Here is a 16,250-nt window from a genome sequence, read left to right as displayed (position 1 = left end):
CCCGCGCGTTGAGAGCGCGGGCCGCCTTTGTGTTGTCAGACCGACCGCTCGTCGAACCGAAGGCCGTCACCGTCAGACCGACCGCTCGTCCAACCGGAAGGCCGTCAGACCGACCGCTGGTAGGACCGGAACGTCCGGATCGACAGCCACACCGCCGCGACCGCGAGCGCCAGCAGCGCGCCGCCGCGGCTGAGTACGTCACCCCAGTCGGGCGAGTCGGCCATGGCCGAACGGCCCGTGACCATCGCCCAGTTGAGCGGGTTGAAGTCGGCGATGTGCCGCATCCAGCCGGGCATCTGGGCGGGCGCCATGAACGCGCTGGACAGGAAGGTCAGCGGCAGCAGCAGGAAGGTGTTGATGCCGATGATCGACTCCCGCTGCCGCACCAGCATGCCGAGCGCGTTGGACAGCGCCCCGAAAACCGTGCCCAGCAGCACGGAGGCGAGGATCAGCACCAGGATGCCGCCGATGCCGCCCGGGTAGTCGGCGCCGCCCAGCAGGCCGAGCAGCACGATGATGACCGACTGCAGGGCGGTGACCAGGCCGTTGTTGACGACGTTCCCGTTCATCAGCGCGGCCCGGCTGACCGGCGTGGTCAGGAAGCGGTCGAGCGTGCCGCGCTGGATCTCCTCCAGCGTGCCCATGCCCGCCCACAGGTTGGAGCTGAGCGCGCTCATCACGACCACGCCCGGCACCAGGTAGTCGAGGTACGAGGTGGTGCCGAAGCCGCCCAGTTCGACGACCTTCTTGAAGAGGTTGCCGAACAGGAACAGCCAGATCACCGGCTGGATGAGGGTGATGATCGCGTACGCGGGCTGGCGGGCGAACACCATCAGCTGACGCTGGGTCATGTACCAGGTCTGGGACACCGCGGTGCTCATCGCACACCTCCGGCCACGAGAAGGTCACCGGTGCCGTCGGCCTCGGAGTAACGGCGGCCCGCGTACCGCAGATAGACGTCGTCGAGGGAGGGACGCGCGACCGTCGCGGCGGCGACAGCGACCCCGGCTCGCGCGAGTGCCCCCAGCAGTTCGGGCATCGCCGCCGCCCCGTCGTCGGCGCGGACACTGATCCGGTGCCCGTCGACCAGCACCTCGTGCAGGCCCGGCAGTTCACCGAGGGCGGCCTGAAGCAGCGTACGACCGGCTTCGCCGACCGGTGTGCGCAGTTCCATGTGGACGGCGTCGCCGCGGAGTTCGCCCTTGAGGGAGTGCGGGGTGCCCTCCACGACGATCCGGCCACGGTCGACGATCGCGATGCGCTCGGCGAGCCGGTCGGCCTCTTCGAGGTAGTGGGTGGTGAGCAGGATGGTCAGGCCCTCGTCGCCGGCGAGCCGGGCGATCTCGTCCCACATCGCGGTGCGGGCCTCCGGGTCGAGGCCGGTGGTGGGCTCGTCGAGGAAGAGCACCTCGGGCCGGTGCACCAGGCCGAGGGCGACATCGAGGCGGCGTTGCATACCGCCGGAGTAGCCCTTGACCGGGCGGCGGGCGGCGTCGGCGAGCTGGAAGCGGTCCAGCAGCTCGTCCACCCGACGGTTCAGGGCGGCGCCCTTCAAGCCGTAGAGCCTGCCTTGGAGTTGGAGGTTCTCACGGCCGGTGGCGACCGGGTCGGCGCCGGAGTTCTGGGCGACCACACCGATCGCGCGGCGCACCCGGTCGGGGTGGCGCAGCACGTCGTGCCCGGCGACGGTGGCGGTGCCCGAGTCGGGGCGGGCCAGGGTGGTGAGGATCTTGACGGTGGTGGACTTGCCGGCGCCGTTGGGCCCGAGGAGGCCGAAGACGGTGCCGGGCTCGACGGTGAGGTCCATGCCGCCCAGGGCGGTGACCTCGCCGGGGTAGGTCTTGATCAGGTCGTGCGCCCGCACTGCGGGCGCACGTGTACTGCTACTCATCACGACAGCTCTCCTGAGTGAGCGGATGACAACTGATCCGCGTGCAGAGCGCCGGGCTATCCTGAGTGTGCCGCACCTCGATGGCCTGGCTGCGCTGCACGGCGGAGTCGGTTCGGGGTTCGTGACCCCGGCGGGCTGCTGCAACAGCCCTGCCGGGGTTCTTCTCGTTACGTCCTTACGTGAACTCCGGTGGCAGCTCCCCCGTTTCGTGGTAGTACCGCCATCCTTCGACGCCGGGCAGCGAGCCCTTCCTGACCTCGTCGAGGAAGCCGCGGATCCAGTCGGCCTGCGCCTCGACCATGTGCAGTTGGTACTCGACCTCGACGAGGAAGAGCCTCGGCAACGTCTCGTAGAGCTTCTCGAGCGCCCCCCGGCCACTCGCCACCTGCACCTCCAGCGAGCTCAGCCGCATCTCCAGCAGCCGCACCACCTCGTCGGGAGGCAGCGCCGCCATCAGCGAGAGCGACGTCTCGAAGATCGGGTACTCCTTCGCCGGGATGGCCAGCAGGTCGGAGAGCCACTCGGTCATCTCCTCACGCCCGGCCTCGGTGAGCCCGTACACCGTGCGCTCGGGGCGGTTGCCCTGGCGTTCCACACCGGTCACCTCGACGAAGCCGTGCTTCTCGAGGTTCTGCACGACCGTGTAGAGCGAGCCGTAGTTGGTTTTCGTACTGGCGTCCTTGCCCTGGCTGCGCAGGGTCTGGGCGATCTCGTACGGATGCATCGGCTTCTGAAGGAGGGTCGTCATCACGGCGAGCGCCAACGGGTTGCTGAGCTTGCGGCGCTTCCTCGCCATGGCGTCCACCTCGTTTCCGAATATCCGTGGCCGAACATATCGCGAGGCATCAGGAACCGTCAACACACACGATGTATCGCGACCCGGCGCGCACGGCAAGGGCGTGAGTATTTGGGTTCGCCGTGGACATGCCTAAGTGACGCTCCCGAAACAGGCCCTCCCTAATTTCTGTCATCCGACAGGAATCCCCGTCGCTTCCGCGCCGAAGGCAGGTGCCGCTCGTGACCACCGCCCCCTCCGACGTACGCCCGGACCCGCCGGAGTCGTCCGACGACCGCTCCCTCGCCGAGTTCGGCTACCCCCAGGAGCTGCACCGCAGCCTCGGCGAGTACGCCTCGTTCGCGGCCGGGTTCTCCTTCATCTCCGTACTGACGACCGTCTTCCAGTTCTTCGCGTTCGGGTACGCGTTCGGCGGCCCCGTCTTCTTCTGGGCCTGGCCGGCGGTGCTGCTCGGGCAGCTGCTGGTGGCCGCCTGCTTCGCGGAGCTGGCCGCGCGCTATCCGATCTCGGGTGCGATCTACCAGTGGTCCTCGCGTCTGTCGAACCTCACCTTCGGCTGGTTCGCCGGCTGGATCATGGTCATCGGGCAGATCGTGGTCGTCGCCGCGGCGGCGCTCGCCCTCCAGGTGGTCATGCCCGCGATCTGGTCCGGCTTCCAGCTGATCGGCGACGACCCGGCGCCCACCTCGGCGAGCGGCGCGGCCAACGCGGCGCTTCTCGGTGTGATCCTGCTGGCCCTGACGACCTTTGTGAACATCCTCGACAACCGAGTGCTGTCGCTGGTCAACCGCGTCGGCGTCACCGCCGAGATCATCGGCGCCGTCCTCATCATCGTCCTGCTGCTCACCCACTCCGAGCGCTCCCCGGGCATCACCTTCGAGACCGGGACCGCCGCCGAGTCGGGTCTGGTGGGGGCCCTGCTGGTGGGCTCGTTCACGGCGGCGTACGTGATGATCGGGTTCGACAGCGCCGGCGAGATGAGCGAGGAGACACGCCGGCCGCGGCGCACCGCTCCCCGTACGATCCTCACCGCGCTCGCCTCGGCGGGCCTGCTCGGCGGCCTGATCATCCTCGGCGGACTGCTGGCCGCGCCCAGCCTCACCGACGGCCGGCTCGGCATCGAGGGCATGAGTTACGTCCTCACCAGCAGCCTGGGCGACGGCGTCGGGCGGGCCCTGCTGGTCGATGTGGTGGTGGCGATCACCGTGGCGACCCTGGCCATCCAGACGGCGGCCTCCCGCATGCTGTTCTCCATGGCCCGCGACGGCCAGCTGCCCTTCGCCGCAAGCCTCGCGAAGGTCAACCCGCGCACCGGTATGCCCATGGCGCCCGCCCTGGTGGTCGGCGTGCTCGCGGCCGCGCTGCTGCTGCTCAACTTCGGTTCCCCGGAGGCGTTCCTGGCCATCGGCACCACCTGCATCGTGATGCTGTACCTCGCCTACGCGATGGTCACCGGCCCGCTGCTGATCCGTCGGCTCCGCGGCGAATTCACCGCCGAAGGCACCGACGAGAGGGGCACCCCCCTGTTCTCCCTCGGCCGCTGGGGCATCCCGGTCAACGCCCTCGCGCTGGTGTACGGCCTGTTCATGACGGTCAACCTGGCGTGGCCGCGGGCCGCGGTGTACGACCCGGCGGGCGGGCACTGGTACTTCCAGTGGTTCACGGTGCTGTTCCTCGCGGTGACCGTGGTGGCGGGTGCGGCGTACCGCATCCACAAGAGCCGTACGGCAACGGCGGTCTCGTAGGCTTGACCGGGTGAGACGCAAGACCCCGATCCCGTCCTCCCCCCTGCCGCAGCGCGACGGGGTGGACGCGGTGCGGGTGCGGCTGCCCGTCGAAGGGCCGTGGGCCACGGTGCGCGAGCATCTTGTGGAGCGGCTGTCCGGGGCGGGGTCCGGGGTGGTCGACGGGATGTTCGGCGACGGGCTGATCGTGGGGGCGGACGGACGGGCCGTGGCGGCCGACGCGCCCTATGTGCCGGGGATGTTCGTGTGGTTCCACCGGGAGCTGCCGGCCGAGGTGCGGGTGCCGTTCCCGTTGGAGGTCGTGTACCGGGACGAGCACATCGTGGTCGTCGACAAACCGCACTTCCTGGCCACCACGCCGCGCGGCAGCCATGTCACCGAGACCGCCCTGGCACGGCTGCGGCGGGAACTGGGCATCGAGTCGCTGGGCGCCGCGCACCGGCTCGACCGGCTCACCGCGGGGATCGTCCTGTTCATGGTGCGGCCTCAGGAGCGCGGCGCCTACCAGGCACTGTTCCGCGACAAGCGGGTGCGCAAGGAGTACGAGGCCGTGGCCCCGTACGATGCCGGGCTCACCCTGCCCCGGACCGTGCGCAGCCGGATCCTCAAGGAGCGCGGGGTGCCGGCCGCACGGGAGGTCGCCGGCGAGGTGAACGCCGTCAGCCGCGTCGAGCTGATCGAGCGGCGTGCGGACGGGCTGGGCCGGTACCGGCTCACGCCGAGCACCGGCCAGACCCATCAGCTGCGCGTCCACATGAACACGCTCGGGGTGCCGATCCTCGGCGATCCGCTCTACCCGGAGGTGACCGCCCCCGTGCCGGCCGGCGACTTCCGGCGCCCGCTCCAACTGCTGGCGCGGGCACTGGAGTTCACCGATCCGGTCACCGGGGTCGAGCATGTCTTCCGCAGCGGGCGGACGCTCGAGGCGTGGGCTTCGTACGACACGTGGACGGGGAGTTAGGGCTCCGCCGGACGGGCGGTTCGCCGGCTGCGGGCCGGCGGGGTCCGTCAGGTGCCGCTCCACCAGCGCAGGAAGCGGCGCCAGGCGCTCGGACGGTGGGTCGGTTCGGTGGGAGTCGTGGCCGTCGGCTGGGGTTCGGCGGGGGTGGTGGGGACCGGTGCCGGGGCGGGCGGGGCCGGTTGGGGCGGGAGCGTGCCGATCTGCCAGCTGTCGGCGCGCTGTTGCGGGACCGGGGCGTGGCTCGGCTTCTGCATCACGTCCTGCTGCGGCTTCGGTGCGAACCGGACCGGCAGCTCGACCAGGTGACGGGAGGCGATCGACTCCGTCCACCGCAACTCGTCCTCCTCGCAGTCGAGTTGGACGTCCGGCAGTCGTAGCAGCAGCGCGTCGACGCCGACGTCGGCGATGGCGCGGCCGAGGTCCTGGCCGGGGCATTCGTGCGGGCCGCCGCCGAACGCGAGGTGCGAACGGTTGCCCTGCATATGGGCGGAGAGGTCGGGGCGCATACGCGGGTCGACGTTGCCCGGCGCCGGGGCGAAGAGCAGTCCGTCGCCCCTGCGGATGCGCTTGCCGCCCAACTCCGTGTCGTGCTTGGCGAAGTAGGCGAAGACGGTACTGAACGGCGGTTCGTCCCACAGGGACTGCTCGACCGCTTCGGGCACGGTCATCTGGCCGCCGTTGAGCTGGGCGAGGAAGCGCGGGTCGGTGATCACCATCCGCAGCGCGTTGGACAGCAGGTTGACCGTGGCCTCGTAGGCGGCGAAGAGCACCAGGCGCAGATGCTCCCTGACCTCGTCGTCCGTCAGCCGCGCCGGGTGGGTGATGAGGTGGCTGGCGAAGTCCTCCATCGGCCTGGCGCGGCGGGCGGCGGTGAGCCGGCTCAGGGCGTCCATCACGTAGCCGTGGCTGGCGATCGCGGTCTCGGTGCCCTTGAGCGCGTCACGGGCGGCCTGCACCATGCGGTCGTCGTACTCCTCGGCCATGCCGAGAACCTCGCACATCACGGCCATCGGCAGATGCTCGGAGAACTGGCTGACCAGGTCGGCCCTGCCCTTCCCGCAGAAGTCGTTGACGAGGCGCTGGGTGTAGCGGTTGATCTGCCGGCGGATGCCGCGGTGGTCGATGGTCGACATGGCGCCGGTGACGGCGCTGCGCAGCCGCTGGTGCTCGTCGCCCTCGGCATGGGAGCAGATGGGCTGCCAGGCGATGTGCGGCATCAGCGGGTGGTCGGGCTTGACCATGCCCTCCACGAGCGGGGTCCAGGTACGGCTGTCCCGGCAGAACTGCGAGGGCGTGCGCACCATGTGCAGGTTCTCGGTGTGACCGAGGACCACCCACATCGGCACGTCGTCGTGGAGCAGCACGGGGGCCACCGTGCCGTGTTCGTCGCGGAGTTGCTCGTACAGGGCACCCAGGTCCGTCGCCTCGGGACCGTAGAGCCGGTGCATTCCCCCGGGGCCGGCGCCGTGTGCGGGGCAGCCCGGGGGCGGGGCGGCGATCGGGTCGTGCGGGCCGGCCAGGGAGTGGGATTCAGGCGTCACAGGGGTCGCTCCGAAAGGGGTTCCGATGTCCAGGGTTTTCGATGTCCGGGTTTTTCGATGTCCGGGTCTTCGATGTCCGGGAGTGGCGGATACGGCGGTCAGGTGAGCGCGCCCGTCATCGCGAGCGAGTGCAGGAAGCGCATCAGGGTCATGAGGGTGTCCCGGCTGGAGGCCCGGCGGCGTGCGTCGCACTCCACGATGGGGATCTCCGCGGGCAGGTCGAGCGCGGCCCGCAGGTCGGCCAAGGGGTAACGGGGCGCGTCCGGGAAGGAGTTGACGGCGACGACGAAGGGCACGCCGCGCTCCTCGAGACGCCCTATGACGTCGAAGCTGGTCTCGAGCCGGCGGGTGTCGATGAGCACGACGGCGCCCAGTGCCCCTTCGAACAGGCCGTTCCACAGGAACCAGAAGCGTTCCTGGCCGGGGGTGCCGAAGAGGTACAGCACGAGCTGGTCCGTGATGCTGATACGGCCGAAGTCCATCGCCACGGTGGTGGCCGTCTTGGTCTCGGAGCCGTAGTTGTCGTCGACGCCGATACCGGCCTGCGTCATGGTCTCCTCGGTGGTCAGCGGCCTGATCTCGCTGACCGAACCGACCATGGTCGTCTTGCCGACACCGAAGCCGCCGACGATCACGATCTTCACCGCGGCCTGGGCCGTGTGCGGCAGATGGTCCTCGGTGCGTGGGCCCGGGATCGTGTCAGAGCTTTTGAAGTCCATGCATCACCGCTTCGAGAAGGGAACGGTCGGCGACCGACTGCCGCACGATGGGGGCGCGCGCCTGTACCAGATCGGCCGCCAGCAACTCGGTGAGCAGCACCGTCATCACGCTGAACGGCAGGTTGAGATAGGCCGAGAGCTCGGCCACGGACAGTGGGGCGGTACACAGCCGGAGCAGCGCCGTCTGCTCGGGTGTGGAGGAGGCCGGCGGATCGGCGCACGCCACGATTAACGTGACCAGGTCGAGGGGGGCGCGGGCGCCGTCCTCGCCGGAGATCACGTACAGCCGCTCGACCTTCTTCACGACCTTCTGGCCGCCGCCCTCGGGTCGCGGCGGCGGAGGTGGTGGTTCCGCCTTGGGAAATCGGCGTCGGCGTTGCGGAGGAGTCATACGGTCTGCCCGTTGCGCCTGGGCGGACTGGTGAGATGGGCGCCGATGCGGACGACGAGATCGGCCATGCGGTTACTCATCAGGCCGGGCTCGGCAATGATGTCGGAGAGAACGGCGAGATAGGCGTTGGGGCCGGCGGCCATCAGATAGAAGTAGCCGCCGTTGATCTCGATGAGGACCATCTTCATCTTGCCGTCGCTGCCCGGGATCTCCTGGGCGACCGCGCCCGCCAGGCTCTGGAGGCCCGCACAGGCCGCGGCGACGCGGTCGGCCGCGTCCGGGTCGCCGCCGTGGCGGGCGATGCGCAGGCCGTCGGCGGAAAGCACCACGATCATCTCGATGCCGGGTACGCCGTCGGCGAGATCCTTGAGCATCCAGTCGAAGTTGGCTCGCGCTTGGATCACTTGAGGTCTCCCTCGTCGTCGGCCGGGGCGTGGGCCGGCTCATTGGTCGGCTGGGCGGATGCGGTGGGGTCCGGGTCGCGCTTGAGTCCGTTCCAGAACGCCTCGACCCACTGGCCGGGTACGGGCTCGTCCTTCTCCTCCGGCTCGGGCTCCGGCTCGGGCGCCGTCGTCCAGACGGACTCCCCGGCCCTCCCGGCCTCCCGGGCCTCCTGCTCGGCGCGCTCGAAGGCGGCCTGCTCGGCGAGCCGCTGGCTGAGCGGGATCTTGACCCGGCTGCGGCGCTGCGGCAGGCCCTGGGCGGTCCACTCGGTGACCTCCGGGATGTCGTCCTCCATGGAGACCGACGCGGGGATCTTGGGGCTGGTGGGACGGCGCCGCTTCTCCTTGCGCTTGGGTCCTTCGAGCGCGCCGAGTTCGGGCTTGGGCACCGCGGCCGCGCCGATGCCGTGTGCGTAGGCGGAGGCGGGTTCCTCGGTGATCATCGCGCGCGGCACCACCAGGATGGCGCGCACACCGCCGTACGCCGAGGTGCGCAGCGAGACCTGCATGTCGTACCGCGCGCAGAGCCGGCCGACGACGGCGAGGCCGAGACGCGGGCTCTCACCGAGGTCCTGGAGGTCGGCGCTGGCCTTGGCGCGTTCCAGCATGGCCTCGACCCGGGCGCGGGCCTCCTCGCTGAGGCTGACGCCGGCGTCCTCGATCTCGATGGCGACGCCGGTCTGCACCTCGACGGCGTTGACGTGCACCTTGGTCTGCGGCGGGGAGTAGCGGGTGGCGTTGTCGAGGAGTTCGGCGGCGGCGTGGATGACCGGCTCGATGGAGATGCCGCGGATGTTGACCTTGGCGATGACGTCCAGCGAGATGCGCCGGTACTCCAGGATCCGGGACATGGCGCCGCGCAGCACGCTGTACAGCGGTACGGGTTCGGGCCACTGGCGGCCCGGGCGGCCGCCGCCGAGGACGGAGATGGAGTCGGCGAGGCGGCCGATCAGCGCGGTGCCGTGGTCGATGCGGAGCAGGTCGTCGAAGACCTCGGGGTTGCGCCCGTGGTCCTCCTCCATCTCCCGCAGTTCCACGTTCTGCTGGTGGACGATGGCCTGGACGCGGCGGGCGATGTTGACGAAGGAGCGCTGTGCGGAGTCGCGCAGGGTCTCCTCGAAGTCGACCAGTTCGAGCATCGACCTGATCAACAGCACCTGGGATTCGGGGAGTTCGCGATACGACGGGTCGATGAGACCGAGGTCGCGAATCACCTCGAAGGGGGCGTTGCCGTGTCGCAGCCGGTAGATGGCGGCGGGCACGATCTCCTGCGCGAGGCGGTACATCTCCTCGTCGCGGGCGGCGAGCCGCCGTTCCAGATACGCGCGGTGACCGGCGTACTCCGTGCGCAGGTCCCGCAGGGCACGGCCGCGGCGCACCGCTTCGGCTGCCGTCGCGATCACCAGCAGTGTGGCGACGGCACCGCACAGGCCGACGGCCACCCGGGCCGGCACCGTCACCAGGGCGACGGCGGCTCCGGTCGCCGCGGCCATCAGTATGGCCGGCAGCAACAGCACGCGCGCGTACGGCAGTTCACGTCGACGGGGCGGAGAGGCGGGAGGAGCTTGGACACTCACCATGTAGGCCCTCTGAAATGAATCGGCGGGGTATCGGGGGAGCTTGCAGTGGGTACGTCATGGAACTGTCGGGATTTTTTGCATGTTTGGGAACAAGCGCACGAATATGTGCCAACTCGGTGCGCTGCGGGCGAGCTTAGTCCGACCGGATCATCGCTGTGTCATATTCAGCAAGCACCTGAAATGGGGCACAGGACGCGAGTATTCTCAGCCCCATTTGCACGCTCAGAGATCATTCGCACACGGTGCGTGACGGCGTACGGACGTACGAAAACCACTCACCGTGACGGGTGAAGATCACCTTCCGTGGGCGGCGCTCAGACCCCGGCGATCCGCAGCGCCGCATCCGCCGTGGCCTCGGCGAACACCGAGACGGGGCGCTCGGGCTCGGAGCGGCGGACCAGGATCACGCCCTCGATCAACCCGAACAGCAGATCCGTCCGCAGCTCCAAGTCGCTCTTGGCGAGCGCACCGCCGGCGGCCGTGGCGGCGAGCAACTGCCGGTAGGCGTCCTTGAGTTCGGCGCGCACGGCATGAAAGCCGGCGAACCGCTCGGCGTGCACCTCGGGCAGCAGATAGAGGCCACCGAGATTGTGCGGGCCGCTGCACAGCAGTTCCACGTCGGCGCGGCACAGCTCCCAGAGCCGGTCCTCGGCCGGGGTCGGGTCCTCGGCCGAGTCGGCGAGCAGTTCACGCGCGTAGGCCAGCGACGGAGCGACCGTGGACTCCAGGAGCGCGGCGAGCAGCTCCTCCTTGCCGGAGACGTAGTGGTACATGGACGCCTGCCGCATGCCCGCGCGCTCGGCGACGGCCCGCGTGGTGGTGGCCGCATAGCCGCGCGTGGTGAACAACTCGGCGGCGGCCGCGAGCAGTTCGTCCCGCGGCTCGAGCCCGCTCTCGGGCCGTTGCGCGGCCCGCGGTCTGCCGACGCGTCGACCCCTGCTCGTGCCCATGCGGTCGATCCTCGCACATCGGCGCAGGTCGTGATCTCCGTGAGGAACGGGTAACCAGGCGGCAACAGCCGGGCAATGCCGGTGACGCGCCCGGTGCCTAATTTCTGTCAAGCGACAGAAATGAAGCGACGGAAATCAAGACACCCGAGCCGGAGGTCCGCGATGACGACGGGGAAGGCGACAGCGACCACCTACGGAGCCCGCGCACATGCGCGCGCCCAGGAGGGCGCGCAGACCGAGACCATGCCCGTCATCCCGGCCGGCACCTGGCCGGCGCCGCCTTGCGAGGCGGGCCACCTGGTGTGGGCGGAGACGGTGGCGGGCGGCAACTACACCCACCGCGTGCTGGCCCGCGGCACCGAGCTGCGACTGACCGACCTGCGCGGCGACGCCTGCGCGCATCTGCTGCTGTACGTCGCCGACCGGCCCTGGGAGCGGCTGAACGTCGCCGACACCGTCAAGGTGCAGTGGAACGCCTACCTCGGCGAGGGCCTGCTGCTCCTCTCCGACCAGGGCCGGGTCCTCGCCTCGCTCGTCGCCGACACCTCAGGGCGGCACGACGCGCTGTGCGGCACCTCCACCCTCGTACGGAACACCGAGCGGTACGGCGACGGCACCCCGCAGTCCGGCTCACCGGCCGGACGTGAACTCCTCAAGCTGGCCGCCGCGAAGAACGGCCTTCAGCCGCGCGATCTGCCGCCGTCGCTCTCCTTCTTCCAGGGCGTCGAGGTGCGCGAGGACGGCGCGCTCGACTTCACCGGTTCGGCAGGACCGGGCGGCAGTGTGACGCTGCGCGCCGAGCAGGACGTCACCGTACTGATCGCCAATGTGCCCCACCCGGTCGATCCGCGGGACGACTACGTCAGCACCCCGCTGGAGGTCCTCGCCTGGCGCGCCGAGCCCACCAGGGCCGACAACCCGCTGTGGGACGCCTCCCCCGAGGGCCGCCGGGCCTTCCTGAACACCGCCGAATTCCTTGCCGCGAGGGGGCTCGTATGAGCACGAGCACGACCGTCGTTCCGGCCCGCGCCGCCTGGTCGTCCGTCGTCCGCGCCGGCGAGACCCTGACCATCACCGACCTGCACGGCAATCAGGCCGTCGACTTCCTGGTGTACGACGCCCATGACACCTCGGTCCGCTACAGCGCGCCCGACACGATCCAGGCGCAGCGGAACCTCTTCCTCACCACCGGCAGTGTGCTCATGTCCAACGAACACACACCGCTGATGAGCGTGGTCGCCGACGACGTCGGCCGGCATGACACGGTCGGCGGCGCCTGCTCCAAGGAGTCCAACACCCTCCGGTACGGCCATCACACGTGGTCGCAGCACGCGTGCGTGGACAACTTCCTCGCGGAGGGCTCGAAGTACGGGCTGGGCAAGCGGGATCTGGTCTCCAACATCAACTGGTACATGAACGTGCCGGTCGAGAAGGACGGCACGCTCGGCATCGTCGACGGCATCTCGGCACCCGGCCTCTCCCTCACCCTGCGCGCGGAACGCGACGTGCTGGTCCTGGTCTCCAACTGCCCGCAGATCAACAACCCTTGCAACGGCTTCGAGCCGACCGCGGTGGAGATGACGATCGGATCCGCTCCCCAAGAGGCCGGCGCATGAGCTTCGACACGCTGCTGGTCGCCAACCGAGGCGAGATCGCCGTACGTGTCATCCGTGCCGCCCGTGAACTCGGCCTGCGCACGGTCGCCGTGTACTCCGACGCCGACCGCGGCGCACCCCATGTCCGGCTCGCAGACACGGCGGTACGGCTGGGCCCGGCACCCGCGAAGGAGTCGTACCTCGACGCGGACCTGGTGCTGAAGGCCGCCAAGGACACCGGCGCGGACGCGATCCACCCCGGGTACGGCTTCCTGTCCGAGGACGCGGCGTTCGCGCGGCGCTGCGAGGACGCCGGGATCGTGTTCGTGGGGCCGACGCCGGAGCAGCTGGAGCTGTTCGGCGCGAAGCACACGGCACGGGCGGCGGCCGAGGCGGCCGGGGTGCCGCTGGCGCCGGGCACGGGGTTGCTGGGCTCGGTCGCGGAGGCCCTGGACGCGGCCCGGGCGATCGGCTTTCCCGTCATGCTCAAGGCGACCGGCGGAGGCGGCGGTATCGGCATGTCGGCATGTCGCTCGGCCGACGAACTGACCGACGCCTGGGAGCGGGTGCAGCGCGTCGCCGCCGCGTCCTTCTCCTCCGCGGGTGTCTTCCTCGAACGGCTCGTCGAGCACGCCCGCCATGTCGAGGTGCAGGTCTTCGGCGACGGAACGGGGAAGGTCGTCACCTTCGGCGACCGGGACTGCTCCCTCCAGCGGCGCAACCAGAAGGTGCTGGAGGAGGCGCCCGCACCCGGGCTGCCGGACCGTGTGCGGGATCGACTCGCCTCATCCGCACGTGACTTGTGCGCCTCGGTCGACTACCGCTCCGCCGGAACCGTCGAGTTCGTCTACGACGCCGCCCGCGAGGAGGCCTACTTCCTGGAGGTCAACACGCGCCTCCAGGTCGAGCACCCGGTCACCGAGGAGATCTACGGCGTCGATCTGGTCGCCTGGATGCTGCGGCTGGCCCGCGGCGAGACGGACGTCGTACGCGACCCGGGCGCACCGCGCGGCCACGCCGTCGAGGCACGCCTCTACGCGGAGGATCCGAGCCGCGAACACCGGCCCAGCGCCGGCCTGTTGACGCGGGTGGAGTTCCCGCCGGGCGTGCGGGTCGACGGCTGGGTGGAGACGGGCACCGAGGTGACGACGTCGTACGACCCTCTGCTCGCGAAGGTCATCGCGTACGGCCCGGACCGTGAGCATGCGCTGCGGCGGCTCGACGAGGCGCTGGCCCGCACCCGGGTCGACGGCATCGAGACGAACCTGGGGCTGGTGCGGGCGGCGCTCACGGACCGGGATTTCGCTGCGGCCACGCACTCGACGGCCACCCTGGCGCAGGTGACGGACCCGACGCCGCGCGTCGAAGTCGTCTCCGGCGGGACGCTCACCACCGTTCAGGACTGGCCCGGCCGCACCGGGTACTGGCAGGTCGGCGTGCCGCCGTGCGGCCCGATGGACGACCTGTCCTTCCGCCTGGGCAACCGGGCGCTGGGCAACCCCGAGGGCACACCCGGTCTCGAATGCACCCTCCAGGGACCGGCGTTGAGGTTCACACGGGCGACGACCGTGTGCGTGACGGGCGCTCCCGCGCCGGTGACCGTCGACGGTGCGCCGGTCGCCCAGTGGGAGCCGGTGACGGTGCCCGCGGGCGCCGTACTGGAGATCGGGGCGCCCGCGGAGCACGGGCTGCGGACGTATGTGCTGTTCGCGGGCGGTCTGGACGTGCCCGCGTTCCTGGGCAGCGCGAGCACCTTCACGCTGGGCCGGTTCGGCGGGCACGGGGGCCGGGCACTGCGGACGGGCGATGTACTGCACGGGGGAACGACCACGGAAGGCATGCCCACACCCGTCGAAGACCGCCCTGCTTTCGACACGGTGTGGCACATCGGCGCCGTCGAAGGCCCGCATGCCGCACCGGAGTTCTTCACCGAGGAGGACATCCGGGACTTCTACGCGGCCGACTGGAAGGTGCACTTCAACTCGGCGCGGACCGGCGTCCGGCTGGTCGGCCCGAAGCCCCGCTGGGCCCGCACCGACGGCGGTGAGGCAGGCCTGCACCCGTCCAACATCCACGACACCCCGTACTCCGTCGGCGCCGTCGACTACACCGGCGACATGCCGGTGCTGCTGGGCCCGGACGGCCCCTCGCTCGGCGGGTTCGTGTGCCCGGCGACCGTGCTGAGCGCGGAGCGGTGGAAGATGGGCCAGCTGCGGCCGGGTGACACCGTGCGGTTCGTGCCGGTCGGTGTCGACGGCGCGCCCCGGGCCGGGATCGTGGACGGCGGGGTGCTGGCGCGGGACGGCGACGTGACGTACCGGCGCAGCGGTGACGACAACCTGCTCGTCGAGTTCGGGCCGATGCAGCTGGATCTGGCGCTGCGCATGCGGGTCCACGCGCTGATGGAGGCGGTGGCCGCGGAGTCCCTGGTCGGGGTCACGGACCTCACGCCGGGCATCCGCTCCCTCCAGATCCAGGCAGACCCGCGACGGCTGCCGCAGCACGAACTCCTCGCCGCGGTGAGGGAGACGGTCTCCACGCTCCCTCCCTCCGACGAACTCGTCGTGCCCTCCCGCACCGTCCATCTGCCGCTCTCCTGGGACGACCCCGCGACCCGCGAGGCCATCGCCCGCTACATGGCGGGCGTGCGCGACGACGCGCCCTGGTGTCCGTGGAACATCGAGTTCATCCGCCGGGTCAACGGACTCGACTCGGTGACGGACGTGTACCGCACGGTCTTCGACGCGGAGTACCTCGTACTCGGCCTGGGAGACGTCTACTTGGGCGCGCCGGTGGCGACCCCGCTCGACCCGCGGCACCGGCTGGTCACCACCAAGTACAACCCGGCACGCACCTGGACGGCCGAGAACTCGGTCGGTATCGGCGGGGCGTATCTGTGCATCTACGGCATGGAGGGCCCGGGCGGATATCAGTTCGTGGGCCGTACGACCCAGGTCTGGTCCGGGTGGCAGCAGCGCGGCGCGTTCGAGCCGGGGTCGCCCTGGCTGCTGCGCTTCTTCGACCGGATCAAGTGGTACCCGGTGGATGCCGGGGAGCTGCTGGAGCTGCGCGCCGACATCAAGTCCGGGCGCTTTGTGCCGCGTATCGAGGAGGGCACGTTCTCGCTCGCCGAGTACCAGGCCTTCCTCGCCGAGAACGCCGAGTCCGTCGCCGGGTTCCGGGCCCGGCAGGGTGCCGCCTTCGCGGCGGAGCGGGACGCCTGGGAGGCGGCGGGCGAGTTCACCCGGGCGGAGGCGCCGATGGCAGCACCGCCCGCCGACGTGCTGGTGCCGGAGGGCGGTCGGCTGGTGGAGGCCGAGTTCGCCGCGTCGGTCTGGCAGGTGAGCGTCTCGCCGGGAGACACGGTGACCGCCGGGCAGCCGCTGCTCGCCCTGGAGGCGATGAAGATGGAATCCAGGGTGCATGCGCCGGCCGACGGCGTGGTGACCGAGATCCTGGTCCGGCCCGGGGACACGGTGGAGGCAGGGACGGCCTTGCTCGTCCTCGCGCCCACCCCGCGCTGAGCGCTCAGCTGGAAGGCCGTGACTCGTCTGCAGGTCCGTCGTAGCTGGTCGCGCAGTTCCCCGCGCCCCTTACGGGGCGCTTCCCTCGGCGGATTTCACCAGTCCCGCTCAGCA

At 70.4% G+C, this 16,250-nt stretch carries 14 protein-coding genes; 5 read left to right on the top strand and 9 right to left on the bottom strand.

Annotation, left to right across the window (positions count from 1 at the left end; translation table 11 throughout):
* Positions 1–104: 104 nt before the first annotated feature.
* The 3 genes from ACIHFB_RS37085 to ACIHFB_RS37075 all read right to left on the bottom strand — a co-directional run bounded on the left by ACIHFB_RS37085 (position 105) and on the right by ACIHFB_RS37075 (position 2,687).
* A complete protein-coding gene (locus ACIHFB_RS37085) occupies positions 105–881 on the bottom strand; it encodes an ABC transporter permease (RefSeq protein ID WP_400129220.1) in 777 nt (258 codons plus the stop codon).
* Positions 878–1,891, bottom strand: coding sequence for an ATP-binding cassette domain-containing protein (locus ACIHFB_RS37080; RefSeq protein WP_365282393.1), 1,014 nt, complete (start codon positions 1,889–1,891; stop codon positions 878–880). Before ACIHFB_RS37080 ends, ACIHFB_RS37085 begins: the two co-directional genes overlap by 4 nt.
* A 175-nt stretch (positions 1,892–2,066) precedes the next feature.
* A complete protein-coding gene (locus ACIHFB_RS37075) occupies positions 2,067–2,687 on the bottom strand; it encodes a PadR family transcriptional regulator (RefSeq protein WP_400129219.1) in 621 nt (206 codons plus the stop codon).
* Positions 2,688–2,899: 212 nt separating this feature from the next.
* Here ACIHFB_RS37075 and ACIHFB_RS37070 point away from each other — a divergent pair, with 212 nt between their 5' ends.
* Together ACIHFB_RS37070 and ACIHFB_RS37065 are read left to right on the top strand one after the other, a co-directional pair.
* Positions 2,900–4,432, top strand: a complete 1,533-nt coding sequence (locus tag ACIHFB_RS37070; RefSeq protein WP_400129218.1) for an amino acid permease — start codon at positions 2,900–2,902, stop codon at positions 4,430–4,432.
* A gap of 10 nt (positions 4,433–4,442) precedes the next feature.
* The gene (locus tag ACIHFB_RS37065) at positions 4,443–5,393 is read left to right on the top strand and encodes an RluA family pseudouridine synthase (protein ID WP_365282390.1); all 951 of its coding nucleotides are present in this window, start codon (positions 4,443–4,445) and stop codon (positions 5,391–5,393) included.
* 47 nt (positions 5,394–5,440) lie between these two features.
* Here the strand turns inward: ACIHFB_RS37065 and ACIHFB_RS37060 are convergent, their stop codons facing one another.
* From ACIHFB_RS37060 to ACIHFB_RS37035, 6 genes are all read right to left on the bottom strand, one after another.
* On the bottom strand, positions 5,441–6,934 hold the full coding sequence (locus ACIHFB_RS37060) for a cytochrome P450 (RefSeq protein WP_400129217.1): 1,494 nt from the start codon (positions 6,932–6,934) through the stop codon (positions 5,441–5,443).
* Positions 6,935–7,032: 98 nt separating this feature from the next.
* Complete coding sequence (locus ACIHFB_RS37055; protein ID WP_400129216.1) at positions 7,033–7,653, bottom strand: GTP-binding protein; 621 nt, start codon at positions 7,651–7,653, stop codon at positions 7,033–7,035.
* Complete coding sequence (locus ACIHFB_RS37050) at positions 7,634–8,044, bottom strand: DUF742 domain-containing protein (RefSeq protein ID WP_400129215.1); 411 nt, start codon at positions 8,042–8,044, stop codon at positions 7,634–7,636. Before ACIHFB_RS37050 ends, ACIHFB_RS37055 begins: the two co-directional genes overlap by 20 nt.
* Entirely contained in the window at positions 8,041–8,448 is a 408-nt protein-coding gene (locus ACIHFB_RS37045) for a roadblock/LC7 domain-containing protein (RefSeq protein WP_365282386.1), read from the bottom strand. Before ACIHFB_RS37045 ends, ACIHFB_RS37050 begins: the two co-directional genes overlap by 4 nt.
* Positions 8,445–10,067: a sensor histidine kinase gene (locus ACIHFB_RS37040; RefSeq protein ID WP_400129214.1), complete on the bottom strand. Its 1,623-nt coding sequence runs from the start codon at positions 10,065–10,067 to the stop codon at positions 8,445–8,447. The genes ACIHFB_RS37045 and ACIHFB_RS37040 overlap by 4 nt, the downstream gene beginning before the upstream one ends.
* A gap of 314 nt (positions 10,068–10,381) precedes the next feature.
* A complete protein-coding gene (locus tag ACIHFB_RS37035; RefSeq protein WP_400129213.1) occupies positions 10,382–11,017 on the bottom strand; it encodes a TetR/AcrR family transcriptional regulator in 636 nt (211 codons plus the stop codon).
* Positions 11,018–11,179: 162 nt separating this feature from the next.
* Between ACIHFB_RS37035 and ACIHFB_RS37030 the strand changes: the two genes are divergently transcribed.
* The 3 genes from ACIHFB_RS37030 to ACIHFB_RS37020 are packed head-to-tail and all read left to right on the top strand — an operon-like array spanning position 11,180 to position 16,136.
* The gene (locus tag ACIHFB_RS37030) at positions 11,180–12,016 is read left to right on the top strand and encodes an urea amidolyase associated protein UAAP1 (RefSeq protein ID WP_400129212.1); all 837 of its coding nucleotides are present in this window, start codon (positions 11,180–11,182) and stop codon (positions 12,014–12,016) included.
* The gene (locus tag ACIHFB_RS37025; RefSeq protein ID WP_365282382.1) at positions 12,013–12,633 is read left to right on the top strand and encodes an urea amidolyase associated protein UAAP2; all 621 of its coding nucleotides are present in this window, start codon (positions 12,013–12,015) and stop codon (positions 12,631–12,633) included. The genes ACIHFB_RS37030 and ACIHFB_RS37025 overlap by 4 nt, the downstream gene beginning before the upstream one ends.
* Positions 12,630–16,136 carry a 5-oxoprolinase/urea amidolyase family protein gene (locus tag ACIHFB_RS37020; protein ID WP_400129211.1) on the top strand — a complete coding sequence of 1,169 codons (3,507 nt, stop codon included), beginning with the start codon at positions 12,630–12,632 and terminating at the stop codon, positions 16,134–16,136. The genes ACIHFB_RS37025 and ACIHFB_RS37020 overlap by 4 nt, the downstream gene beginning before the upstream one ends.
* Positions 16,137–16,250 lie beyond the last annotated feature (114 nt).

The sequence above is a fragment of the Streptomyces sp. NPDC051963 genome (genome assembly GCF_044593495.1).
Taxonomy (GTDB): Bacteria; Actinomycetota; Actinomycetes; order Streptomycetales; family Streptomycetaceae; genus Streptomyces.
The sequence above is the reverse complement of the archived record's forward strand: the minus strand, read 5'-3'. Positions and strand labels throughout refer to the sequence as shown.

Coding starts and splice junctions, on each gene's coding strand:
- ACIHFB_RS37085 (WP_400129220.1), bottom strand. CDS start 881: ATGAGCACCGCGGTGTCCCAGACCTGGTACATGACCCAGCGTCAGCTG.
- ACIHFB_RS37080 (WP_365282393.1), bottom strand. CDS start 1,891: ATGAGTAGCAGTACACGTGCGCCCGCAGTGCGGGCGCACGACCTGATC.
- ACIHFB_RS37075 (WP_400129219.1), bottom strand. CDS start 2,687: ATGGCGAGGAAGCGCCGCAAGCTCAGCAACCCGTTGGCGCTCGCCGTG.
- ACIHFB_RS37055 (WP_400129216.1), bottom strand. CDS start 7,653: ATGGACTTCAAAAGCTCTGACACGATCCCGGGCCCACGCACCGAGGAC.
- ACIHFB_RS37050 (WP_400129215.1), bottom strand. CDS start 8,044: ATGACTCCTCCGCAACGCCGACGCCGATTTCCCAAGGCGGAACCACCA.
- ACIHFB_RS37040 (WP_400129214.1), bottom strand. CDS start 10,067: ATGGTGAGTGTCCAAGCTCCTCCCGCCTCTCCGCCCCGTCGACGTGAA.
- ACIHFB_RS37035 (WP_400129213.1), bottom strand. CDS start 11,017: ATGGGCACGAGCAGGGGTCGACGCGTCGGCAGACCGCGGGCCGCGCAA.
- ACIHFB_RS37030 (WP_400129212.1), top strand. CDS start 11,180: ATGACGACGGGGAAGGCGACAGCGACCACCTACGGAGCCCGCGCACAT.
- ACIHFB_RS37025 (WP_365282382.1), top strand. CDS start 12,013: ATGAGCACGAGCACGACCGTCGTTCCGGCCCGCGCCGCCTGGTCGTCC.
- ACIHFB_RS37020 (WP_400129211.1), top strand. CDS start 12,630: ATGAGCTTCGACACGCTGCTGGTCGCCAACCGAGGCGAGATCGCCGTA.